Raw genomic sequence first — 22017 nt, forward strand, 5'->3', positions numbered from 1 at the left:
TTGACACCGAGTGGTCGGAGCCACCGGAGCCATCCGGACGCCGCGCCCCGAAGAAGTTTCCCGGAGTTAATCCACGCTCCAGGCGTCGCTCCACTCCGCATTGCGAGCCGCGCGGTATCGCACGCCGTGCCGCTTCGACACGACGGTGCCGGGGGCCAGCCCGTCGACGGTGCACAGCTCGAGCTGCACGAACCCCTTGTGCTTGCGCGGATGCCGGATGATCCGCGCCGACGGCCGGTCGACCGGAGCCGACGTGGCTGCCACGTACGAGAACTTCTCGTCCTCGAATCCGAGCGTTCCGGACTTGATTCGCCGGTGTACCCCGCTGCGTGGCAACCGGGCGGCGAAGTGACACCAGTCCTCGCCCGGGGTGATGGGGCAGCTGCCGTCGTGCGGGCACGGCGCAACGACGCGGCGGCCCGCTTCGCGTAGGACATCGCGAGCTGCGCGAATGCGCTCGAACCCGGCAGGCGTGCCGGGCTCCACGAGCACGACCGTGCCGGCTTTCGCCGCGAGCCACCGGACCACGTCGGCGCGGCCGGGCTCAGGCAGCTCGCCCAGGACATACGACATCGTGACCAGGTCGGCCTCCGGCGCAGCCGAGGCGGAATCGACCAACCCGCGCTGCCAGGTCGCGGCTCGGACGGCAGGCTCGACGGCGTTCGCTGCCAGCTTGCGCCCCAGCGCCAGCGCACCAGCCACCTGCTCGACGACGGTGCATTTCTCCAGCGAAGGCCATACTGCGGCTGCTGCCCACACCGCGGCCCCGGTGCCGCCGCCGATGTCGACATGGGTCTTCGGCGCGTACCCGGGCGCGGCGGCAGCCACCTCGTCCAGTACAGCGCTGACCGCCGCGTATGTGGCCGGCATCCGATACCCGGCGTACGCTGCGACGTCCAGCTCCGAGGTGAGGATCGGCGACGTCGCTGAGTCGCCTTGTCGATAACGCTTGCTGAGCCGGTCGACGGCCTGCGCAAGCCGGGATTCGGGGTACCGGCCGAGCTCGTCGTCGAGGGCGGAGCGGAGATCGTCGGGGAGGGTTGCCACGGACGAGAATTCTCCCATGCCCGTTTTGTCCCCAGGGGCTCGCCTGACCTGCTAGTTTCGCGGCGGGGAAAAAAGTTTGGGGACCGTGTCGATCCGGCGGGCAGCCGTTCGACGCAGGAGTGAGAGAAAGCCGAGAGCGAAGGGGAACCAGAGATGCGTTTCATGGTGATCATGAAGTCCAGCGAGGAGAGCGAAGCGGGCGAGATGCCCAGCACGGAGCTGCTCGCCGAGATGGGGAAGTTCAACGAGGAACTGGTGCGGGCCGGCGTGATGCTCGCCGGGGAGGGCCTGCTGTCCAGCGCGGAGGGGGCGCGCGTGCGGTTTGGCGGGACTGCTGAACCATCGGTGATCGACGGTCCGTTCGCCGAGACCAAGGAACTGGTTGCCGGGTTCTGGATCCTGCAGGTCCGCTCGCTGGAAGAAGCGGTGGAATGGGTGAAGCGCGTGCCGAACACCGACGGTGCGCACCACGAGATCGAGATCCGGCGCATTGCCGAAGCCGAGGATTTCGGTGACAACTTCACCCCTGAGCTGCGGGAAGCCGAGGAGAAGCTGCGCGAGGAAGCCGCCAAGAACGCATGAAGTTCATGGTGCTCGTGAAGGCGAACGCGGCATCGGAGGCGGGAGCGGTGCCGAGCCGGGAGCTCATCGAGCAGATGAACCGGTTCAACGAGGAACTCGCGTCGTCGGGACACCTGGTCCAGACCGCAGGGCTCACGCCGAGCGCGGAGGGCGCCCGGCTGCTGTGGTTCGAGGGCGACAGCGAGCCAGAAGTGGTGGACGGTCCGTTCGCCGAGACGAAGGAGCTGGTGGCCGGGGTCTGGATCCTGCAGGGGGAGTCGGTCGCGGAGATCGTGGAGCTGATGAAGCGCGCGCCGAACCCCGACCGGCAGGCAGGCACCGTCGAGATCCGCCCGATGATCGACGCGTTGTGACGGCTCGCCCGCCCGAGGGTTGCCTCGGGCGGGCCGGGGCTGTCTGATGGGGCCGTGGACACGCATGGTGCCGTGGAGGCGGTCTGGAGGATCGAGTCGGCGCGGGTGATCGCGGGTCTCGCGCGCATGGTGCGCGACGTGGGCCTCGCCGAGGAGCTGGCGCAGGACGCGCTGGTTGCTGCGCTCGAACAGTGGCCGGATACCGGCGTGCCGCGTAACCCGGGTGCCTGGCTGATGACCATCGCGAAGCGGCGGGCCATCGATCTGTTCCGGCGCAACGAGACGCTGGGCCGCAAACTCGACGAGATCGGCCGCGAGCAGGAGCAGCTCGGCGAGGGCGTGCTGCCCGACTTCGACGCTGTCCTCGACGACGAACACATCGAGGACGACATGCTCCGCCTCGTGTTCACCGCCTGTCACCCGGTGCTGTCCACCCAAGCGCGCGTGGCGTTGACCTTGCGCATGCTCGGCGGGCTCACCACCGACGAGATCGCGCGCGCGTTCCTGGTGAAGGAATCGACTGTCGCGCAACGCATTGTGCGGGCAAAGAAGACGCTGGCCGACGCCAAGGTGCCGTTCGAGGTGCCGGTTGGTGACGAGCGCGTGGCGCGGGTGCCCGCCGTGCTCGAAGTGATCTACCTGATCTTCAACGAGGGCTACTCGGCGACGCGCGGCGACGATTGGATGCGCCCCGCGCTGTGCGAGGACGCGATGCGGCTTGGCCGGGTGCTGGCCGGGCTGATGCCTGCCGAGCCGGAAGTGCACGGCCTGGTGGCGCTGATGGAAATCCAGGCTTCGCGGTCGGCGGCGCGCACCGGCCCGAACGGGGAGCCGGTGCTGCTGATGGACCAGGATCGCGGCCGTTGGGACCGCCTGCTGATCCAGCGTGGTCTTGCTGCGCTGACGCGGTCGGAACAACTCGCTGACGGCGCGTACGGGCCGTATTCCGCGCAGGCTGCGATCGCTGCGTGCCATGCCACGGCGGTGACGCCCGACGAAACGAACTGGACGCGGATCGCCGCGCTGTACACGGGTTTGGCGCAGCTCACGCCGTCGCCGGTGATCGAGCTGAACCGGGCCGTCGCGGTGTCGATGGCCGAGGGACCGGAGGCCGGGCTGGCCCTGGTGGACCGGATCGCGGACGATCCGGCGCTGAAGAACTACCACCTGCTGCCGAGCGTGCGCGGCGATTTCCTGTACAAGCTGGGCCGCCGTGACGAGGCGCGCGCCGAATTCGAACGCGCGGCCGAGATGACGGGCAATGCGCGCGAACGGGCGCTGCTGCTCGAACGGGCCGAGTCGTGCAGCAAACAGGAAGCGGGAACGAGGTAGGCGGGCACCGGTCGGTGCGGTCGTGATCTGCATGGGGGAAACGGTGCCGCACGGGTCTGACAGTTTTCGCGAATCGGGGGGTTGGGGCTCGGGGTTGTCCACAAGTCGGTGCGGCTGTGGACAACCTGGCCTTGGCGGGCTTGGGGTTGCCGGATGTTCGGTACGTTCGTGGTGGGCGGCGATGTGACCCGGGATTGTGGCTTGCAAGGAGGGAGTTGTTGGTGTGATTGGTTGATGGGGAGGTTCGCTTGGGTGGCTGAAGTTCCTGCCGGGGCTTGGTGAAGCGGCTGATGTGGTGGCGACCGGCGACTGGACTGTAAGCCGGTGGACGATGCCAACGTCACCAAGTCAGGCCAGTGGTTCGTCGGCGCTCTGGTGGGTTTGGCCGGGGTGTCGTCGGACTGTGGGTCAGCGGGTTCGTACGTAGCCCAGTCGCATGGAGAGGGCGGCTGCTGTTCCGGCTACCGTTGCGCCGAGTTCGTCTGCTCGGCGGAGGACGCGCGGTGCTGGGCCGGCGATGCTGATTGCGGCGATCGGGCGTCCGGAGTGGTCGCGGACGGCTGCGGCGACGCAGCCGACGTCCGGTTCGTTCTCGACGTCGTCCACGGCCCAGCCGCGGCGGCGGGTGCGGGCCAGGTCGTCCAGGAGGCGGACTGGGTCGTTGATGGTCTTGAGGGTGAGGCTGTCGAGCTTCATGCGGCGGACGCGTTCCACCCGGTCGGCCTCCGGCAGGGCTGCGAGCCATGCCTTGCCCAGTGACGTCGCGTGCTGGGGGCGGCGCGTGCCCAGGCGGCAGGCCAGGGTTACCGCGCTGGCGCTGCGTTCGGTGGCGACGTAGACCATGGCGTCGTTGTCCGGGACGGCGAGGTACGTCGTCTCGCCGGAGCGTTCGGCCAGGGCGGACAGGTAGCGCGGCGCGCAGCGGTGCAGGTCGGTCGCGGCCATTGCGCGGGCGCCCAGTTCGACGAGCCGTGTGCCGAGCCGGACGCGTCCGGTGACGCTGTCTGCCTCCAGGTACTCGAGGCGCTTCAGGGTGCCGACGATCCGGTACGCCGCACTGCGCGACAGGCCCAACTGTCGGGCCAGGGCGTTGGTGGAGATTTCCTGGTGCTGCCCGACGTGCTCCAGCACTGCGAGGCCGCGTTCCAGGGTGCCGCTCTGGTCGAGCTTGCGTGGCTCGGCTCCCCGTGGCTCGGTCCTGCGTGGTTCCGGACCTCGTGGCTGTGGACTACGTGGCTCGGTCCCGCGTGGCTCAGGGCTGCGTGACTCCGGACTGCGTGACTCCGGACTGCGTGGCTCCGCGCTGCGTGAGTCCGGACTTCGGGAGTCTGTCCCGTGTGGCTCGGCCTCGCGGGTGTTCGGCCTGCGTGGATCCAGACCGGTTGGAGTCATTGCTGAGGAGGTCGCGGCGCGTGCGTCCGGCCTGCTCGAATCCGCACTCCGCGGATTCGAGCTGAGCGAATCCGTCCTGCGCGCGTCCGGCACCCGCGACGTCGCACCGGGCGAGTTCATCCCGCGCGGCTCGGCCAGACGCGAGTCCGTTTCGCGCGAATCCGTCCCACGTGTGTCCAGTCCCCGCGCCACGGTCCCGCGTGACTCCGGCCCCTGCGTCACCACGCCACGTGACTCCGGCCCCTGCGCCACCGTCCCGCCGGACTCCGGCCCCTGCGCGACCACCCCACGTGACTCCAGTCCCTGCGTCACCAACCCGCGGGACTCCGCCCCCCGAGTCTCGACCCCCCGAGTCTCGACCCCCCGAGTCTCGACCCCCCGAGTCTCGACCCCCCGAGTCGCCACCCCACGCGACTCCAGCCCCCGTGTTACGTCCACGTTCGCCTCCGCCTCGGCTGTTGCGCTGCGTTCCCGGTCACCGGTGCGTGGTGCCATCGAGCGGGGTTGGACGCTAACACCTCCGATGTATAGACGGAAGATCTTGACCGAAGTCTGTCATACCCTCTGACAATCTTGCGCCAAATGGTTCAACCTCCGATCGGTAAGACTGCTTACAAATGGTAGCGGAGATTGGAGTCACGCTCTCAGGAAAATCACAGCGCCTTGGGCGCACGGTTTGGGTGATGTCCACACGTCTGCGCACCCGGGCGTCGGTCGCTGCCGGGCGGCTGGCTGCGTGGTTTTCACGTACCGCTCGGCTCGGGCACGGCGGCGTGATCGGCGGTCGCGTCACGCTCAAGCTTGACCCGCAGGCCTTGCGGAGGCTTGGGCGGGAACGCACGGTCGTGATCGTCACCGGTACGAACGGCAAGACCACTACCGCGCTGATGCTCACCCGCGCGCTCGAGGCGCTCGCCGAGGTCGCGCACAACGGGGACGGCGCGAACATGCCCGATGGGCTCGTCGCCGCGCTCGCCGCTCGTCCGCATGCGCCGTATGCGGTGCTCGAAGTGGACGAAACGTACGTTCCCTGGGTGGCCGAGCAGGTGCAACCCGCGGCGCTCGTGCTGCTCAACCTCAGCCGGGACCAGCTCGACCGCGTCGGCGAGGTCCGGATGATGGAGCGCTACCTCCGCGCCGCTTTCGCCGGGCTGCCGCGCACGGTTGTGGTCGCGAACTGCGACGACGTCCTGGTCACCTCGGCTGCGTCTGCGGCTGCCCGGCCGGTGTGGGTCGGTACCGGGCGGCGGTGGTCGGGCGATTCCGTTTCGTGCCCGCGCTGTGGTGGCGCCATCGCGCACGCCGAGCGCGAATGGCGTTGTGCCGCTTGTGCTTTCTCGCGTCCGGAGCCGACCTGGAACCTCGACGGCGAGCTCGTCACCACGCCCGGCGACCGGCGCGTGGACCTGGACCTGCGGCTGCCCGGCGAGGCCAACCGGGCCAACGCCGCGCTCGCGCTCGCCGCCGCGCAATGCGTGGGGGTGCCGCCGCACACCGCGGCTGCTCGGCTGCGCACGATCACCGATATCGGCGGCCGGTATCGCACCATCCGACGCACGCGGCATTCCGTTCGGCTCATGCTCGCCAAGAACCCGGCTGGCTGGGCGGAAACCCTGCGCGTGCTCGACGAGGACACACCCGTAATTGTCGCGGTCAACGCGCAGGAGGCGGACGGCCGTGACCTGTCGTGGCTCTGGGACGTGCACTTCGAGCGGTTGCGCGGCAGGCAGGTCGTGGTGACCGGTGAGCGGTCGGCAGACCTTGCGGTACGGCTCTGCTACGCCGAGGTCGCGCACTGGTCGGCGCCGGATCCCGTACGCGCGATCGACACGCTGCCGCCCGGCGGCGTCGAGCTCGTCGCGAACTACACCGCCTTCCGTGACCTCGTGAACCGGTTGCCCGATGTCTGATTCGACGGTCGGCATCGGCCTTCTGCTACCCGAAGTCCTGGGTACCTACGGCGATTCCGGCAACGCGCAGGTGCTCTGCAAACGCCTGCAGTGGCGCGGTTACGACGCCGAAGTGGTCCCCGTTACGCTCGACAGCACGGTACCGTCCACATTGGACCTCTACCTCCTCGGCGGCGGCGAGGACATGGCGCAGGTGCTGGCCGCCGACTTCCTCCGCAACTCGAAGGAGCTGCGCAGGGCCGCCGCCGCGGGTGCGCCGGTGTTCGGGGTGTGCGCCGGGCTGCAGATCCTCGGCACCTGGTTCCGCGGCATCGACGGCGTCGACCACCCGGGCCTCGGCCTGCTCGACATCGCCACCTCGGCCGCCGAGGAGCGCGCGGTCGCGGAGCTGGTCGTCGAGCCGGAATTGCTCGGCGCGCCGCTGACCGGGTTCGAGAATCACCAGGGCGCGAGCGTCCGCGGCCCGGGCAGCACGCCGCTGGGTCGCGTCGTACGGGGAACCGGCAACGGCGACGGAACCGAAGGCGCGGTCACCGGCCATGTTGTCGGCACCTACCTGCACGGCCCGGCGCTCGCGCGTAACCCCGAACTGGCCGACCTGCTGCTGTCCTGGGTGCTCGGGCATTCGCTGAAGCCGCTCGAGCTGTCTGAGGTGGACACCTTGCGCTCTGAACGGCTGGCAGCGCGCCGTACGCGATGACGCCGCTGACTGCTCGTTACGCTGCGTCCGTGAGACTCCTCGCCGCCACCGGCGTTCGGATGCGGACAACCGGGGTTGCCGTCCTCGCGCTCGCGCTGGCCATCGCGACCGCGTGCGTTGTCGTCGTGCTGCTGTTGGAGCAGTCGCTGGACAGGGGTGTCACGGAGAGCGCGCGCAGTACGGCGCGTCAGGTTGCGATCCAGCTCGTCCGCGCCGGCGCGCGTGACCTGTCGCCGAGCGACGTCGCCAGCACCGGTGACACCGAAGCTGTCACCCAGGTGCTCGGCCCCCAGAACACACCGATCGCGAGTGACCCGGCGATCGTCGGCGGTCCGGCGCTCACCCGCGCGCGTCCGCAGCCCGGGCACGAAATCGTCGAAACGCTGCCGCTCGGCCTCGATGGCGACGGCAGCGACTACCGCGTGGTCTCCCAAGGCGTGAACGGGCCGGGCGGACCGTTCACCGTCATCTCCGCGCGGTCACTCGAACCGGTGGCCGAGGCATCCACCCGGCTGACCCTGCTGCTCGGGCTGATTTCCTTGCCGCTGCTGGGAATTGCCGGTTTCGCGGTGTACCGCTCGGTCGGGTCGGCGCTGCGTCCGGTGGAGCGGATGCGGCGCACTGTCGCGGAAATCTCGACGCGCGATCTCACCGCACGCGTACCGCTGCCGCCCGGCGGCGACGAGGTCCACCGGCTTGCGGTGACGCTCAACGAGATGCTCGACCGGCTCGCCTCCGCGCAGGCTGCGCAGCGCCGGTTCATTTCCGACGCGAGCCACGAACTGCGGTCGCCGCTGTCCACCATCAGCACCGCACTCGACGTGTCGAACCAGCATCCGGAGACCGCCGACGACCTGGTCCCGGTGATCACCCGCGAGACCGCCCGGTTGCGCGAACTGGTCGACGACCTGCTGATGCTCGCCCGCACCGACGACGCGACCGACCGGCCCGCACGCACCGAGGTGGATCTCGACGACATCGTGCGCGCCGAGGCCGAGCGCATGCGGGCGGAGACGATGGTGGAGATCGAGGTGCGGGCCGGACCGGCGAAGGTCCGCGGCAGTGAGGCCCAGCTCCGCCGGGCCGTGCGCAACCTGGTCGACAACGCTTGCGGGCACGCGCGCGAGCGGATCCGGATTGCCAGTTCCGTGCAGGAGGGGATTGTCGTGGTGGAGGTGAGCGACGACGGTCCTGGCGTCGCCGAGGCCGACCGGGAGCGGGTGTTCGAACGGTTCGTGCGGCTGGACGCGTCGCGCCGGCGCGGCGGGACCGGGCTCGGACTGGCGATCGTGGCGGGGATCGCGGCCCGGCACGGCGGCAGCGCGCGGTATGCGGCCGTGGCCGACCCGAGCTACCCCGGCGCGCACTTCCGGATCGAGCTACCCCCGATCGAGGAGGACTGAGCAGTGCGGTTGCTCATCGTGGAGGACGAGCTGGAGTTCGCCGAGACCCTTCGCCGCGGCCTGGTCGCCGAGGGGTTCACGGTGGAGGTGGTGCACACCGGCCGGGACGGGCTCTGGTCGGCAATGGAGCACGACTACGACACTGTGGTGCTCGACATCATGCTGCCCGAGCTGTCCGGGTACGAGGTGCTGAAACGCTTGCGGGCAGCCGAAAACTGGACGCCGGTGCTGATGCTCACGGCGAAGGACGGCGAGTACGACGAGGCCGACGCCTTCGACCTCGGCGCCGACGACTACCTCTCGAAACCGTTCTCGTTCGTCGTCCTGCTGGCCCGCCTGCGGGCACTCCTGCGCCGCGGGGCTCCGGCCCGTCCGGCCGTGCTGACTGCCGGTGACCTGCAGCTCGACCCTGCCGCCCGCACTGTCCACAGAGGAGAGACCCGGATCGAGCTGACCGCGCGCGAGTTCGGCCTGCTGGAGTTCCTGTTGCGCCGTCAGGGAGCGGCGCTGACCAAGAACGAAATCCTCGGCCACGTCTGGGACGCCCACTACGAGGGCGACGAGAACGTGGTCGAGGTCTACGTGGGTTACCTGCGCCGGAAGATCGACGTGCCATTCGGTACCCGGACGATCGAAACCGTCCGCGGCGTCGGGTACCGGCTGGTCACGTGACCGAAAGCCCCGCCACCGCACGGACGACCGCGGTGCAGTGGTCCTCCACGTACTCCAGCCCGCCCTCTTCGGCGATCCGGCGGGCTTCCTCGGACACGATGCCTTGCTGCAGCCACAGCGCTTTCGCCCCGATCGCGACCGCGGAGCGGGCGATGCCGGGGGCCTCGGCAGCCGGGCGGAAGACGTCGACGAGGTCCACCGGCTCCGGGATGTCCTCCAGCGACCGGTACACCTTCTCGCCGAGCAGTTCGGTCGCCGACGGGTGCACCGGGATGATCCGGAAACCGTGCGCCTGCAGGGAAGCCGGTACACCGTGCGCGGCCTTGTCCGGGTCGCGGCTCAGGCCGACGACTGCGATCGTCCGCGCGTTCGCGAGGATCTCTTCGGGCTTCATACGCCGTCCAACATCGGGCCGGGAACCGGAATTCCGCGTGGTCACAGACGCCACAGCCGCAGCCCGCGAACGCGGTACACCGGCCACAGGACGTGCCACGGCGACCGGCGCAGGAACGCCGAACTGCAGGTGAGGATGTTGCGCGCGACGGTGGTCGCGACGTCGTGCCGGTCCGGCCACACCTCGCCGCGCGCGCCGAGCGCCAGGCGGAACACCGTGAGCAGGCCGCGGCCTTGCAGGTCGTACCGGGCGCCGGTGTCGCCTGCGTCGGGCAGCAGCTGGGCGATCTCGGTGTGGAACGCCCTGGCGACAGTGGCTCCCGCGGGCACGTCGGCGACGCTGCCGACGATCGCGGGGCCGTGCAGCCGTCGTACGAACCGTTTGAGCAGCCGCCGCTCCCACCACGGCAGCACGCGGCGGTGGGCCAGCAGCGCGGCGCACTCGCCGTGCCCGATGGTGAACACGGCGGCCAGATCGTCGAACCGGCTCACCGCAGCCGGCTCTTCGAGATGCAGCTTGACCTCGAAGCGGATCCGCGCGACCAGTTCGTCGAGCACCTCGCGCCGGTCGAGCCGCGCCTTCTTCCGCGATGCCACCCAGTCGCCCATGGGTGCCCACTCTGATCGCGGCGGCGCGCCGAGTCCAGTGGTTCAGCCGATCTTCGAGCCGTACATCTCGCCGAGGTCGTCGGCGATCAGCTCGATCCGGGCGCCGTCCGGGTCGGTGAAGTAGATCGACGTGCCGCTCTCCAGCTGGTACTCGACCCCGGCCCGGTCGAGCCGTTCACGCGCGGCCGACCAGTCCTCCGGCGTGAGCGACAGGGCCAGGTGGTGCAGGCCGCCGAGCACCTCCGCGTACGGGCCGAGGTCGAGGCCCGGCAGGTCGAAGAAGGCGACCGCGTTGCCGTTGCCGACGTCGAAGAAGAAGTGGCTCGACCCTGGGTAGTCGCGGTTTTCGAACAGTTCGGTGAGCGGGAAGCCGAGCACGTCCTGGTAGAAGGTGATGGTTCGCTCGACGTCGCTGGACAGCAGCGCGGTGTGGTGGATGCCGCGGCCCACGGTGGCCGGGCGCTCCGCCGTGGGGTGCAGATGCTTGTCCCGCAGCTGGTCACGGGCTTGCGTGAGCTGGTCGACTTCGGCCTGGGTGGGTGCCATCTCGGGTCACGTCCTCTCTGCGGTGCCGGTACTTCGAAAGGTACGCCGAAAAACTCTTTCGCGCAAGAGGTTATCTGGCGAGAGAACTGCGGCGTACCACTGAATGGAACGTCCGAGTTGGTGTCCCGGCCATCGGGGAGGCAGAGTTCCGCCCGTGGAACCCGCTGAGCTGCAGGACGCTGTCGCGCTGCTGACCCGCGCGTACGAGCGTCGCGAGCCGATCGACCCGCTCGTGAAGACCTTCCCCGACGCGACCCCCGAGGACGCCTACCGCGTGCAGCAGGAGCAGGTGCGCGCCTGGGTGGCCGCGGGGGATGCCGTGCGTGGGCACAAGGTCGGCCTCGCCTCCGCCGCGATGCAGCGGCAGATGGGCGTCGACCAGCCCGACTACGGCCACCTCACCGGCTCGATGTTCCACCTGGAGCACCAGCCGATCCCGACCACGCAGTTCCTGCAGCCGCGGATCGAGCCGGAGATCGCGTTCGTGCTCGGCGCCCCGCTGCGCGGTCCGGGCGTCACCGTGGCGGACGCCGTCCGGGCGGTCGACTTCGTGCTGCCGTCGCTGGAGATCGTCGATTCGCGGATCCGCGACTGGAAGATCACGCTGTTCGACACCATCGCGGACAACGCGTCGTCCGGCGGCGTGGTGCTCGGCAGCCGCCCGACCGCGTTGCGCGACGCCGACCTGCGGCTCACCGGCTGCACGCTGCACGTCAACGGCGAACTCGCGGCGACCGGCGCCGGTGGCGCGGTGCTCGGGTCGCCGATCAATGCCTTGGTGTGGCTGGCGAACACGGTCGGCCCGCTCGGTGTGACGCTGGAGCCGGGGCACGTCGTGCTGCCCGGTTCGATGACGTCCGCGCAGCCCGTGCGGCCCGGCGACACCGTCGTGGCGACCATGGCCGGGCTGGGCAGTGTGACCGCGGTGTTCGCTCCGGAGGAGGACAAGTGACGACCGGAATCCGTGCCGCAGCACAGGATTTGCTGGACAGCAAAGAGGAACGCGCGCAGCTGACGGAGTCGTGGCCCGACCTCGACCTCGCGACCGCGTACGCGATCCAGGACGAAGCTCTTCGGTTGCGCCGGGAGCGCGGCGAGACGGTGATCGGCGTGAAGCTAGGGCTCACGTCGCGCGCGAAGCAGCAGCGGATGGGTGTCGACGCGCCTTTGCTCGCCTGGCTGACCGACGCGATGGTGCTCCCTGCGGGCGCGCCGGTTCCGGAGCTGATCCACCCGCGGGCCGAACCGGAACTGGTGTTCGTGCTCGGCAAACGGCTGGCCGGCCCCGGCGTCACCGCGGCGACCGCGCTCGCGGCGGTTTCCGAGGTATACGGCGGAATCGAGATCATCGACAGCCGGTACCGCGACTACCGTTTCACGCTGCCGGACGTCGTCGCGGACAACGGTTCCTCGGCGCTGTTCGGCCTCGGCCCGGTCGGCCTTCCACCGTCCTCTTTGGACCTTTCGCTGGAAGCCGCGCTGGTCGAAGTGGACGGTCAGATCGTGGACACGGCCACCGGTGCGGCCGTGCAAGGACATCCGGCCGAAGCCCTTGCGCTGGCCGCGAATACCTTGGCCGCCCGCGGGATCGCGCTCGAACCGGGCTGGATCGTGCTGACCGGCGGGATGACCGACGCCGTCGAACTCCGGCGTGGATCACGCGTTGCCGCGCACTTCTCGCACCTGGGTTCGGTGACGATTACCGGCTGACCGTGGCGATTCGGCTGATTCCGGCGATCACCCGTGGCCACACTTCGCGTGGCAGATCGTGACCCATGCCGGGCACGATGTCGAGGTCGGCGCCCAGTGCGCGAGCCGTGGCGCGCCCGCCGGACACGTGTACGAGCGGGTCGGCCGAACCGTGAATCACCAGTGACGGCAAGGAAAGCCGTCGCAGATCGGCCGTCCGGTTGCGCGCCGACAGGATTGCCGCGAGCTGCCGTAACACCCCGGCCGGGTTGAGCCCGCGGTCGTACGTGCGTTCGGCGCGGCTGCGGAAGTTGTTCTCGTCGAAGGGAAACCCGGGCGAGCCGATCAGCCGTGACGTGCGGACCAGCTGGGTCACGTAGTCCTCGCGCGTGCGCGGACCCGGCGCCAGCATCGCGAGCGCGGCGCGCGGGCTGGGCAGGCCGACGGTCCGCGCGCCGGTGGTCGACATGATCGAGGTGAGCGACCGGACCCGCGCCGGATGCCGGATCGTGAGCTCCTGCGCGATCATTCCGCCCATCGAGGTGCCGACCACGTGTGCGCGCTCGATGCCGAGCCCGTCGAGCAGCACGGCCGTGTCGTCGGCGAGGTCGGCGAGCGAATACGGCGCGGACCTCAGGAAATACGCCCGCGGCAGGTTGACCCGGCCGGTCCACCACGTCGAGCGCCCGACGTCCCGGTTGTCGAACCGGAGCACGTAGAACCCGGCGGTGGCGAGCTGGGTGCAGAACTCGTCGTCCCACCAGATCATCGGCGCGGCCAGGCCCATCACGAGCAGCAATGGCGGGTCGGCCGGGTTGCCGAACGACTCGTGGCACAGGGTGATGCCCTCGGTTTCGAGGGTCTGCTCGGTCATGCCCGGGTGTACTTCGCGCGCAGGAACGGGCGGAAGTCGAGGTCGTCGCCGAGCCGGACGTCGATCTCGTGGGTGAGCAGGTCGCCGTCCGGGGTGATCCGGTGCTGCGCGACGCCACGCTCGGTGTGCTTTTCGAAGTGAAGGGTCCCGTCACGCCAGCTGCCGCGGGAGGGCTGGCCGGGTGGGAAACCGTAGCTGTCGAAGCCGTACCAGAGCGTTTCGCCGGTGGCCGGGTCGACTGTGAAGACGTGATGCGCCAGCAGCCGGGAGCCGTCGTCGCGGGTCTGGACGTAGTCCTCCAGCACGGCGAACCCGTCGAGCGCGCGGCGATAACTGCAGGTGGCAGTGGCTTGCGCGGCGGGCGCCCACGGCGCCGCGGCCAGATCTTCGGTGCCGGACCAGTCGCCGACCAGCGCGGTGAGCGCCTCGTGCGCGGTACCGACGGCAGGCAGTTGCATCGGGGGTTCCCTCCTTTTCGACAGGCGCCTGTCGAAATGTCACACTAGCACGCGTGACCCGTGCGGAACGCTTCACTCAGCTCGTCAACGAGGTCTTCGTGGCCAATGGTGCCCTGCTCAACGTCGGGGACGAGCTCACCGCGGAAGTCGGGCTGACCGCCGCGCAATGGCAGGTCGCCGGATTTCTCGAAGACGGCCCGGCGAGCGCCGCGGAGCTGGCGCGGCGACGAGGTCTACGGCGGCAAAGCGTTCAGGAGACCGTGAATCGCTTACTGCGCAACGGAATGCTCACCCGCGCTCCGAATCCCGCCGACGCCCGTGCGCCGCTGCTTCATCTCACCGCGAAGGCGACCGCAGCGCTGCGCATTCTGGACGAGCGCCAGGTCGCGTGGGCGGACGCGGTTGCGTCCGGGTTGTCCGCGGACGACGTCGAGACGACCTTGCGCACCCTTCGTGCACTTGGCCAGACGGCAACGGGACTAGTACCCTCCTCGCTAGAGCGATCTATCAAATCGCAAGGGGGCGAGAAAAGTGGACGTTCTGCGTGAGAAGGGGCTCGGGCCGCTGCGGGTGGTGCTCGGGTTCACGCTGGTCACAACGGTGCTGCACTACACCCACAACGTCGTCCGGGCGGCCGACTACCCGCAGATTCCGGGTCTCAGCCTGCTGGTGGTGCAGGTCGTGGTGGCGATCAGCTGGTTCGTGTTCACCGCGTTCGGGGTGCTCGGGTACCGCGATTTCGTGGCCGGGAGATATTGGCGGTCGCTGGCGTTTCTGCTGGTCTACTCGCTGTCCGGGCTGGCCAGCGCCGGGCACTTCCTGGTCGGCGTACCGCAGGTCCCGGCATTCTGGTTCGCGACGATCTTCACCGACACGTTCGCCGCGCTGGCGATGTGGGTCTTCGTGTGCTGGGCGGCGATGCGGCTCAACCGGGTGAGCGTTCGCGATCAAGTGTCTACACAATATTGACGTCCGTCGAGATCGTGTAGACAATCGAGGTCGTGACCACCACCACACCAGTCACGTTCGAGCGGCATCCGGACACCTACCGGCACTGGCGGCTGACCGTCGACGGCGAGGTCGCCTGGCTCGAGATGGACGTCGACGAGCAGGGCGGCCTCGTACCCGGGTACGAGCTCAAGCTGAACTCCTACGACCTCGGTGTCGACATCGAGTTCTACGACGCCACCCAGCGGCTGCGGTTCGAGCATCCGCAGGTGCGCGCCGTGATCGTGACGAGCGCCAAGGACAAGGTGTTCTGCGCGGGCGCGAACATCCGGATGCTGGCCGCGTCGCCGCACGAGTGGAAGGTGAACTTCTGCAAGTTCACCAACGAGACCCGCAACGGGATCGAGGACGCCACCGAGTTCTCCGGGCAGACGTACCTCGCGGCGGTGAACGGCAGCTGCGCCGGTGGTGGGTACGAAATCGCCTTGGCCTGCGAGAAAATCCTGCTGGTGGACGACAACTCGTCCACAGTCGCGTTGCCGGAGGTGCCGCTGCTCGGCGTGCTGCCCGGTACCGGCGGGCTCACGCGGGTGGTGGACAAGCGGCGGGTCCGGCGGGATCTCGCGGACGTTTTCGCGACGCGGCCGGACGGCGTCAAGGGGCGTACGGCGGTGGACTGGCGGCTGGTCGATGAGCTGGTGCCGCGGGTCGGGTTCCGGGAGAAGGTGCTGGAGCGGGCCCACGAACTGGCCGCCGAATCCGAGCGGTTACCTGCTGAGCAGGGGATTTCCCTGGCGCCGCTGGAGCCGTCGGTCACTGACGACGGGATCGAGTACCGGTACGTGCGGGTCGCGTATGACCGGCCGAACGTCACGATCACCGTCCACGGTCCGGATGGCGAACCCGAGGTCGACGGCTGGCTGCTGCGGCTCACCCGCGAACTGGACGACGCGATCCTGCGGCTGCGCACGAACGAGCCTGACCTCGGTACCTGGGTGCTGCGTACCGAAGGCGACCCGGCGCAGGTACTCGCGCACGAGCAGGTGGTGCTCAGCGGAAAAGACTGGCTGAGCAACGAAATCCTGCATTACTGCAAGCGCACGCTGAAGCGGCTGGACGTCACCAGCCGCACGCTGATCGCGTTGATCGAACCGGGCAGTTGCTTTGCCGGAGTCCTGCTGGAGCTCGCGCTGGCCGCAGACCGGCAGTACCTGCTCGACGGGCCGCCGATCGACGACGAGGACAGCGAGGAACGCGCGTCGATCACGTTGTCGGAAGCCAACTTCGGCGTGTTCCCGATGGGCAATGGCCTGTCCCGCCTGCAATCGCGGTTCTACGGCGACGACGATCACCTCGCCTGGCTGGCCCGCGAACGCGACCGGGCGCTGAGTGCTGCCGAGGCCGTCGAGCTGGGCCTGGTCACCGACGCGCCGGACGACCTCGACTGGGAGGACGAGATCCGGATCGCGCTGGAGGGCCGCGCTTCGCTGTCGCCGGACGCGCTCACCGGGATGGAGGCGAACCACCGGTTCGTCGGCCCGGAAACCATCGAGACCAAGATCTTCGGGCGGCTCACCGCCTGGCAGAACTGGATCTTCACCCGACCGAACGCTTCCGGTCCCGAAGGTGCGCTGCGCCGTTACGGTACGGGGCAGAAGGCGGTCTTCGACAGGAAGCGGGTTTGAACCCATGCCCGAAAAGATCGACTACGACTCCAAGATCCCGAACAACGTCCACCTCGCCGACGACCGGCGGCTGCAGCGGGCGCTCGAGGGCTGGCAGCCGAAGTTCATGAACTGGTGGGGCGAGATGGGGCCCACGCTGGAGACCCAGGGCGTGTACCTGCGCACCGCGGTCAGCGTCGGACGCGACGGCTGGGCGCATTTCGACCACGTGAACGTGCCGGACTACCGCTGGGGCATCTTCCTCGCCGAACGGGACCCGGACCGGCGGATCGTGTTCGGCGAGCACACCGGCGAACCGGTGTGGCAGCAGGTACCCGGTGAATACCGCGCGGACCTGCAGCGGCTGATCGTGATCCAGGGCGACACCGAACCGGCGTCGGTGGAGCAGCAGCGGCTGCTCGGGCTCACCGCGCCGTCGCTGTACGACCTGCGGAATCTCTTCCAGGTGAACGTGGAGGAGGGACGGCATCTGTGGGCGATGGTGTACCTGCTGCACGCGTACTTCGGGCGCGAGGGCCGCGACGAGGCCGAGGGGCTGCTGCTGCGCAACTCCGGCAGCCCGGACGCGCCGCGGATTCTCGGTGCGTTCAACGAGGAAACCGCCGACTGGCTGGCGTTCTACATGTTCACCTACTTCACCGACCGCGACGGGAAGTACCAGCTCGGCACGTTGAAGGAAAGCTCGTTCGACCCGCTGTCGCGTACTTGTGAATTCATGCTCAAGGAAGAGGCGCACCACATGATGGTGGGCACCACCGGCGTCGACCGCGTGGTGTTGCGCAGCGCCGAGCTGATCCGCGAGCACGACACGTACGACATCGCCTCGCACGGCGGGATCCCGCTGGACGTGATCCAGCGGTACCTGAATTTCCACTACACGGTGTCGCTCGACCTGTTCGGCAGCGAGACGTCCACGAACGCGGCGAACTACTACACCGCCGGGCTCAAGGGCCGCTGGCAGGAGACGCGGCGCAAGGACGACCACAAGCTCACCGACGACAGCCGCCTGCTCGACCGGCCGCGCGACGACGGCACCTGGACGTCCGAGGAACTGCAGGCCATCCTGCTGCTGAACCTCGACCTGCGCGGCGAGTACACCGCCGACTGCCAGACCGGGGTCAACCGGTGGAACAAGATCCTGTCCGACGCGGGCATCGACTTCCGGTTCGCCCTGCCGCACCCTGGTTTCAACCGCGAGGTCGGCATAAACTCCGGCCACCACGTGACTCCCGACGGCAGCATCGTCGACGAGGCCACTTGGGAGGCGGCCCGGCACAAGTGGCTGCCGACGGCGGAGGACCTCACGTTCGTCCGCTCGCTCATGCACCCGGTGTACGAGCGGGGGAAGATCGCGAGCTGGGTCGCTCCGCCGCGGCAAGGCATCAACGGCAAGCCGTTCGACTACGAGTACGTGTACCTCACCTGAGGGAGCACCGATGACCGTTCCCGGGAGCTTCAACGCCGCGGAGTACCTGCTCGGCCAGGGAAGACCGGACGCGCTCGCGGTCGTGTCCCCGCGCCGCACGCTCAGCTACGCCGAACTCGCCACCGAGGCCCACCGGGTCGCGGCCGGGCTGCGCGCGCTCGGCGTGCGCCCGGAGGAGCGGGTGATGTTCTGCATGGTCGACGACGTCGAGCTGCTGAGCGGCATCCTCGGCGCGATGCTGGCCGGTGCCGTCGCGGTGCCGGTGTCGACCATGGTCACCGGGCTGGAACTGGGCCGCGTGCTCGCCGATTCGCGGGCGCGGGTGCTGTGCGTGTCCGGGGAGTTCTCGGGGCAGGCGGCGGCCGCGCTGACCGGCGCGCCCGAGGTGACCGACGTCGTGCTCGATCGCGCAGACCCGGCGGAGTTCCCGGCGGGGGTGCGGGCGCATCGGTGGACCGAACTGTCCACTTCGGACGATCCGGTGACTTCCCTTACCTGGGAGGATTCTCCGGCGCTGTGGCTGTACACGTCGGGGACCACCGGGCAGCCGAAGGGCGCGATGCACCGGCACGCGAGTATCCGTGCGGTTTGCGCTACTTACGCCGAGAAGGTCTTGGGCGTGGTGGCCGCGGACCGGTTCCTGTCGGTGCCCAAGCTGTTTTTTGCTTACGGGCTGGGGAATTCGGCGTTCTTCCCGCTCTCTTGTGGAGGGACGACGCTCCTGGAACCAGCTCGGCCGACCCCGGCGATCATTGCCGCGCGGGCGCTCGCGGATCAGCCGACGTTGTTCTTCGGGGTACCCACGTTCTACGCCGCGTTGCTGGCCAGCGATGTCCCGGACGACGCGTTTTCCTCGGTGCGGTATGCGATTTCGGCCGGGGAACCGTTGCCCGCGGCGCTTTTCACGCGGTTCCGCGACCGGTTCGGGGTGGAGATTCTCGACGGGATCGGGTCGACGGAGGCCTTGCACATTTTCCTGTCCAACCGGCCGGGTGCGGTACGTCCGGGAAGCACCGGGGTCGCGGTTCCGGGGTATTCCTTGGAAATCCGGGACGAACAGGGTGCGGTGATTTCGGCCGCGGGTACGCCGGGTGAGCTGTTCGTTTCCGGGCCGTCCACGGCAATGGGGTACTGGGCGCGTTATGAGACCACGAAACAGGTTTTCCAGGGCCAGTGGCTGCGGACCGGCGACAGTTACGTGCTCAACTCCGACGGGACCTATACGTGTCTCGGCCGGTTCGGGGACATGCTGAAGGCAGGCGGGATCTGGGTGTCACCGTCCGAAGTGGAGGAACGATTGCTGCAGCATCCGTCGGTGGCCGAGGTGGCGGTGGTCGCCGCGCCGGACGAGGACGGGCTGGACAAACCGGTGGCGTGCGTGGTCGCGGCGCCATCGGCCACTGTGGACGCGGACGAGCTGATCGAGTTCTGCCGGGCCGGGCTGGCGGCGTTCAAACGTCCGCGCGGGGTGGTGGAAATGGCCGAGCTGCCGAAGACGGCCACCGGGAAGATCCGGCGTAACGTGATCCGCGAAATGGTGCGCGATTCGCTGCTCGTACCGCAACCGCAATCATGATCGATGACCATTTCGTGGTGGACGCCCACGTACACACGCCGCGGTTGCCCACGTTGAAATCGTCGTGGCTGGAATGGGCGCGGGATTTCGCCGGGGAATATCCGTGGCGGACGGTTTATGATGCCGAGGGTTCGGTGGTGCCGTCGGCAATGGACGACCTGATGGCGCGCGAGGGTGTCGACCGGGTTTTGCTGTTTTGTGAGTACAGCCCGCGCGCTACTGGCATTCAGCCGATCGAGGACAATCTGCCGCTGGTCGAATACAATCCGGAGCGGTTTCGCTTGGTGGCCAACGTGAATCCGCATTTGCACCATCCGTTGCGGGACGAGGTTTCGCGGCAGCTCTCGCTGGGTGCGGTGGCGTTGAAAATCCATCCGGTACACGGCGCGTTTTCTCCCGCGGACAAGGAGTTGTATCCCGTATACGACCTGTGCGCCGAGCGCGGGATCCCGGTGATCCTCCACTCCGGACTGTCGATTTTCCCTGGCGCGCGGGCGAGTTTCGGAGACCCGGCGTTGCTGTCCGATGTGGTCGAAGACTTCCCGTCGGTGAATTTCGTGTTTGCCCACGGCGGCCGCGGCTGGTGGTACGACGTGGCGGCTTTCATGGCCCAGTCCCGCCCGAACGTGTGGCTGGATCTGGCCGGGCTGCCACCGAAGAAACTCCCGGAATACTACGCGCGCTTCGACCTGGTACGGCTGGCGCGGAAATGGATTTTCGGCACGGATTGGCCGGGAATCCCGGGAACGGCGGCGAACGTCCGAGCGGTGGCCGATCTGGGTTTACCGGAGGAGGTCCTGGATGGGGTCCTGTCGGGTAACGCGCTGCGGTTGATGCCAGGGTTGCGCTGAGCCGCTCAGCCGGTCTCCATCGGCTCTCTGCCGGTCCCGGGATCCGTTGGGGAGCCCGCTGTGCATCGGACGCGCCCCTTCTGTGGCCGGTCTGTTGTCCCCGATTCGGCTCGGAGCTATCGGCAGGTGCGCTTGGCGGGTCCGCGGATACACCTGGCCAAGTTGATCACTCGTTTCGGCGTTCGTGCTGCTCAGGGGGATCCTCCGGGCCCGGATGCCCGTCTGCCTTCCCGACCGTTTCGGGAAGGGAGCCGGGAATGCCGGACGAGGACGAAGTGCGCCGTTTGTCGGCTCGGATGGTGGGGATCGTCGGGGCGAACGCGGGCCTTCGGGGCGACGCAGACGATGCGTGCCAGTCGGCGTGGGTCGATTTCCTGGCGCGCCCGCCGGCACTGCGCGACGAGACGCGCTTGGCAGGCTGGCTGACGACAGTCGCCCGGCGGCACGCACTCCGGGAAGCCGACCGCCGCACGCGAGTGGTGACCGGTGACGTGCCGGAGGATGCTCGCGAGCTCGAGGATTCCCCGGAGGAGCACACCCTGACGGGTGAGTTGGCTGCAGCTTTGTGGCGCGCAGTGGCGACATTCCCGGAACGCCACCGGCGGATGATGGTGCTGCTGGCTTATTACCCGGAGCTGCGGCGCCACGAATTGGCCGCTGAGCTGGGGATATCGCCAGCCAGTGTGGCGAAGACCCGGCAGCGGTGTCTGGAGGCACTTCGGCGGAAGCTGGAATCTCAGGGGTTCAGTTATCCATGACAGGCGTGGCTGGTGGGTGCCGTGCTGGTGGTGGGTGCCTGCTGGAGTTGGGATGCGGTCCTGGTGGTGGGCATCCTGCGAAGCCCGCCACCACAGCGCCCGCCACCACAGCGCCCGCCACCACAGCGCCCGCCACCACAGCGCCCGGCACCGCGGAGCCCGGCGCCACAGCGCCCGGCACCGCGGAGCCCGGCGCCACAGCGCCCGGCGCCACAGCGCCCGGCACCGCGGAGCCCGGCGCCACAGCGCCCGGCACCGCGAAGCCCGCCACCACAGCGCCCGGCACCACCTATCCGTTCACCGATCGCAGGGTTCGCATTGCCTCCGCCAGCCCCGCCGCGTCCTCTCCCAGCGGCGTCAGCACGATGCGCCGCAGGATGTCCGCGCATGCCGACCGTGCCTTGACCGCCACTTCCAACCCGTGGTCCGTCAGTGCCGCGAACGTGACCCGGCGGTCGTCCGGGCTTGGGATTCGCCGGATGAGGTCCGCGGCCACCAGGCGGTCGGCCACCTTCGTGAAACCGCCGCTCGACAGGGCTGCTTCCGTCGCCAACCTGGTCATCGGCATGCGGTGGTCCGCCGACCGCACCAGGCGCAGCAGGATGTCGAACGACGCGGGTGCCAGGCCGAACCTCTCGGCGATCTCGCCCATCAGCTTGGCCTGCGTGGCGAGGTAACCCTCGATCACCAGGCCCCACCAGGTCACGATCTCGTCGTCGTCCGTGTGCGGATCCGGGGTCACCCGCGGGAGCCTACCGTACAATCTCTCGGGAATACATCTTCCGCGCGAGAGGTTATCCGGACATTCGAAAG

General features: G+C 68.9%; 24 protein-coding genes. 16 read left to right on the plus strand and 8 right to left on the minus strand.

Annotated elements, in window-relative coordinates:
* Positions 1-66: 66 nt before the first annotated feature.
* Complete coding sequence (locus tag OO71_RS35655; RefSeq protein ID WP_033294418.1) at positions 67-1065, minus strand: small ribosomal subunit Rsm22 family protein; 999 nt, start codon at positions 1063-1065, stop codon at positions 67-69.
* 135 nt (positions 1066-1200) lie between these two features.
* On the opposite strand from OO71_RS35655, the gene OO71_RS35660 reads away from it, so the two are divergent.
* From OO71_RS35660 to OO71_RS35670, 3 genes are read left to right on the plus strand one after another with little or no spacing between them, the layout of a single operon-like run.
* On the plus strand, positions 1201-1629 hold the full coding sequence (locus OO71_RS35660) for a YciI family protein (RefSeq protein ID WP_033294419.1): 429 nt from the start codon (positions 1201-1203) through the stop codon (positions 1627-1629).
* Positions 1626-1982 carry a YciI family protein gene (locus tag OO71_RS35665; protein ID WP_033294420.1) on the plus strand — a complete coding sequence of 119 codons (357 nt, stop codon included), beginning with the start codon at positions 1626-1628 and terminating at the stop codon, positions 1980-1982. The genes OO71_RS35660 and OO71_RS35665 overlap by 4 nt, the downstream gene beginning before the upstream one ends.
* A 54-nt stretch (positions 1983-2036) precedes the next feature.
* Positions 2037-3314 (plus strand): RNA polymerase sigma factor, encoded by a 1278-nt coding sequence (locus OO71_RS35670; protein WP_033294421.1) that lies wholly within the window; start codon positions 2037-2039, stop codon positions 3312-3314.
* A gap of 408 nt (positions 3315-3722) precedes the next feature.
* Here OO71_RS35670 and OO71_RS35675 read toward each other — a convergent pair whose 3' ends face one another.
* Positions 3723-4463 (minus strand): IclR family transcriptional regulator, encoded by a 741-nt coding sequence (locus tag OO71_RS35675; protein WP_084145508.1) that lies wholly within the window; start codon positions 4461-4463, stop codon positions 3723-3725.
* Positions 4464-5389: 926 nt separating this feature from the next.
* On the opposite strand from OO71_RS35675, the gene OO71_RS35680 reads away from it, so the two are divergent.
* The 4 genes from OO71_RS35680 to OO71_RS35695 are packed head-to-tail and all read left to right on the plus strand — an operon-like array spanning position 5390 to position 9391.
* Complete coding sequence (locus OO71_RS35680; RefSeq protein WP_033294423.1) at positions 5390-6616, plus strand: MurT ligase domain-containing protein; 1227 nt, start codon at positions 5390-5392, stop codon at positions 6614-6616.
* Positions 6609-7316, plus strand: a complete 708-nt coding sequence (locus tag OO71_RS35685; protein ID WP_033294424.1) for a type 1 glutamine amidotransferase — start codon at positions 6609-6611, stop codon at positions 7314-7316. Before OO71_RS35680 ends, OO71_RS35685 begins: the two co-directional genes overlap by 8 nt.
* A 29-nt stretch (positions 7317-7345) precedes the next feature.
* Positions 7346-8719, plus strand: coding sequence for a HAMP domain-containing sensor histidine kinase (locus tag OO71_RS35690; protein ID WP_245633889.1), 1374 nt, complete (start codon positions 7346-7348; stop codon positions 8717-8719).
* Between the two features lie 3 nt (positions 8720-8722).
* Entirely contained in the window at positions 8723-9391 is a 669-nt protein-coding gene (locus OO71_RS35695; RefSeq protein ID WP_033294426.1) for a response regulator transcription factor, read from the plus strand.
* On the opposite strand, the gene OO71_RS35700 is transcribed toward OO71_RS35695, so the two are convergent.
* From OO71_RS35700 to OO71_RS35710, 3 genes are read right to left on the minus strand one after another with little or no spacing between them, the layout of a single operon-like run.
* The gene (locus tag OO71_RS35700; RefSeq protein ID WP_033294427.1) at positions 9384-9785 is read right to left on the minus strand and encodes a CoA-binding protein; all 402 of its coding nucleotides are present in this window, start codon (positions 9783-9785) and stop codon (positions 9384-9386) included. The two genes, OO71_RS35695 and OO71_RS35700, sit on opposite strands and share 8 nt — an antisense overlap.
* A gap of 41 nt (positions 9786-9826) precedes the next feature.
* Positions 9827-10393, minus strand: coding sequence for a hypothetical protein (locus OO71_RS35705; RefSeq protein WP_033294428.1), 567 nt, complete (start codon positions 10391-10393; stop codon positions 9827-9829).
* Positions 10394-10435: 42 nt separating this feature from the next.
* Positions 10436-10939 carry a VOC family protein gene (locus OO71_RS35710; protein WP_033294429.1) on the minus strand — a complete coding sequence of 168 codons (504 nt, stop codon included), beginning with the start codon at positions 10937-10939 and terminating at the stop codon, positions 10436-10438.
* A gap of 154 nt (positions 10940-11093) precedes the next feature.
* Here OO71_RS35710 and OO71_RS35715 point away from each other — a divergent pair, with 154 nt between their 5' ends.
* Both OO71_RS35715 and OO71_RS35720 read left to right on the plus strand, forming a co-directional pair.
* Complete coding sequence (locus tag OO71_RS35715; protein ID WP_033294430.1) at positions 11094-11891, plus strand: 2-keto-4-pentenoate hydratase; 798 nt, start codon at positions 11094-11096, stop codon at positions 11889-11891.
* The gene (locus tag OO71_RS35720; protein ID WP_211260778.1) at positions 11888-12649 is read left to right on the plus strand and encodes a 2-keto-4-pentenoate hydratase; all 762 of its coding nucleotides are present in this window, start codon (positions 11888-11890) and stop codon (positions 12647-12649) included. Before OO71_RS35715 ends, OO71_RS35720 begins: the two co-directional genes overlap by 4 nt.
* Here the strand turns inward: OO71_RS35720 and OO71_RS35725 are convergent.
* Together OO71_RS35725 and OO71_RS35730 are read right to left on the minus strand one after the other, a co-directional pair.
* Complete coding sequence (locus tag OO71_RS35725; protein WP_033294431.1) at positions 12639-13502, minus strand: alpha/beta fold hydrolase; 864 nt, start codon at positions 13500-13502, stop codon at positions 12639-12641. The genes OO71_RS35720 and OO71_RS35725 overlap by 11 nt on opposite strands.
* Positions 13499-13960 (minus strand): DUF1579 family protein, encoded by a 462-nt coding sequence (locus OO71_RS35730; RefSeq protein WP_033294432.1) that lies wholly within the window; start codon positions 13958-13960, stop codon positions 13499-13501. The genes OO71_RS35725 and OO71_RS35730 overlap by 4 nt, the downstream gene beginning before the upstream one ends.
* Before the next feature lie 53 nt (positions 13961-14013).
* Between OO71_RS35730 and OO71_RS35735 the strand changes: the two genes are divergently transcribed.
* From OO71_RS35735 to OO71_RS35765, 7 genes are all read left to right on the plus strand, one after another.
* Positions 14014-14508 carry a MarR family winged helix-turn-helix transcriptional regulator gene (locus OO71_RS35735; RefSeq protein WP_084145506.1) on the plus strand — a complete coding sequence of 165 codons (495 nt, stop codon included), beginning with the start codon at positions 14014-14016 and terminating at the stop codon, positions 14506-14508.
* A complete protein-coding gene (locus tag OO71_RS35740) occupies positions 14492-14929 on the plus strand; it encodes a hypothetical protein (RefSeq protein ID WP_156096727.1) in 438 nt (145 codons plus the stop codon). The genes OO71_RS35735 and OO71_RS35740 overlap by 17 nt, the downstream gene beginning before the upstream one ends.
* Positions 14930-14961: 32 nt before the next feature.
* Positions 14962-16593, plus strand: a complete 1632-nt coding sequence (gene boxC, locus OO71_RS35745) for a 2,3-epoxybenzoyl-CoA dihydrolase (protein ID WP_033294433.1) — start codon at positions 14962-14964, stop codon at positions 16591-16593.
* Between the two features lie 4 nt (positions 16594-16597).
* A complete protein-coding gene (gene boxB, locus OO71_RS35750; RefSeq protein ID WP_033294434.1) occupies positions 16598-18019 on the plus strand; it encodes a benzoyl-CoA 2,3-epoxidase subunit BoxB in 1422 nt (473 codons plus the stop codon).
* Positions 18020-18029: 10 nt separating this feature from the next.
* Complete coding sequence (locus tag OO71_RS35755) at positions 18030-19595, plus strand: benzoate-CoA ligase family protein (protein WP_033294435.1); 1566 nt, start codon at positions 18030-18032, stop codon at positions 19593-19595.
* Positions 19592-20446, plus strand: a complete 855-nt coding sequence (locus OO71_RS35760; protein WP_033294436.1) for an amidohydrolase family protein — start codon at positions 19592-19594, stop codon at positions 20444-20446. Before OO71_RS35755 ends, OO71_RS35760 begins: the two co-directional genes overlap by 4 nt.
* Positions 20447-20703: 257 nt before the next feature.
* Entirely contained in the window at positions 20704-21204 is a 501-nt protein-coding gene (locus tag OO71_RS35765) for an RNA polymerase sigma factor (RefSeq protein ID WP_033294437.1), read from the plus strand.
* Between the two features lie 289 nt (positions 21205-21493).
* Here OO71_RS35765 and OO71_RS35770 read toward each other — a convergent pair whose 3' ends face one another.
* Positions 21494-21946, minus strand: coding sequence for a MarR family winged helix-turn-helix transcriptional regulator (locus OO71_RS35770; protein ID WP_033294438.1), 453 nt, complete (start codon positions 21944-21946; stop codon positions 21494-21496).
* Positions 21947-22017: the final 71 nt, after the last annotated feature.

It is taken from the genome of Amycolatopsis jejuensis (assembly GCF_000717335.1).
Classification (GTDB): domain Bacteria; phylum Actinomycetota; class Actinomycetes; order Mycobacteriales; family Pseudonocardiaceae; genus Amycolatopsis; species Amycolatopsis jejuensis.

What these genes read in the sequence shown, in the direction of transcription:
- OO71_RS35685 (WP_033294424.1), top strand. Translation starts at nt 6,609, where the DNA reads ATGTCTGATTCGACGGTCGGCATCGGCCTTCTGCTACCCGAAGTCCTG.
- OO71_RS35705 (WP_033294428.1), bottom strand. Translation starts at nt 10,393, where the DNA reads ATGGGCGACTGGGTGGCATCGCGGAAGAAGGCGCGGCTCGACCGGCGC.
- OO71_RS35760 (WP_033294436.1), top strand. Translation starts at nt 19,592, where the DNA reads ATGATCGATGACCATTTCGTGGTGGACGCCCACGTACACACGCCGCGG.
- OO71_RS35730 (WP_033294432.1), bottom strand. Translation starts at nt 13,960, where the DNA reads ATGCAACTGCCTGCCGTCGGTACCGCGCACGAGGCGCTCACCGCGCTG.
- OO71_RS35680 (WP_033294423.1), top strand. Translation starts at nt 5,390, where the DNA reads ATGTCCACACGTCTGCGCACCCGGGCGTCGGTCGCTGCCGGGCGGCTG.
- OO71_RS35700 (WP_033294427.1), bottom strand. Translation starts at nt 9,785, where the DNA reads ATGAAGCCCGAAGAGATCCTCGCGAACGCGCGGACGATCGCAGTCGTC.
- OO71_RS35655 (WP_033294418.1), bottom strand. Translation starts at nt 1,065, where the DNA reads ATGGGAGAATTCTCGTCCGTGGCAACCCTCCCCGACGATCTCCGCTCC.
- OO71_RS35765 (WP_033294437.1), top strand. Translation starts at nt 20,704, where the DNA reads ATGCCGGACGAGGACGAAGTGCGCCGTTTGTCGGCTCGGATGGTGGGG.
- OO71_RS35725 (WP_033294431.1), bottom strand. Translation starts at nt 13,502, where the DNA reads ATGACCGAGCAGACCCTCGAAACCGAGGGCATCACCCTGTGCCACGAG.
- OO71_RS35755 (WP_033294435.1), top strand. Translation starts at nt 18,030, where the DNA reads ATGACCGTTCCCGGGAGCTTCAACGCCGCGGAGTACCTGCTCGGCCAG.
- boxB (WP_033294434.1), top strand. Translation starts at nt 16,598, where the DNA reads ATGCCCGAAAAGATCGACTACGACTCCAAGATCCCGAACAACGTCCAC.
- OO71_RS35710 (WP_033294429.1), bottom strand. Translation starts at nt 10,939, where the DNA reads ATGGCACCCACCCAGGCCGAAGTCGACCAGCTCACGCAAGCCCGTGAC.
- OO71_RS35665 (WP_033294420.1), top strand. Translation starts at nt 1,626, where the DNA reads ATGAAGTTCATGGTGCTCGTGAAGGCGAACGCGGCATCGGAGGCGGGA.
- OO71_RS35660 (WP_033294419.1), top strand. Translation starts at nt 1,201, where the DNA reads ATGCGTTTCATGGTGATCATGAAGTCCAGCGAGGAGAGCGAAGCGGGC.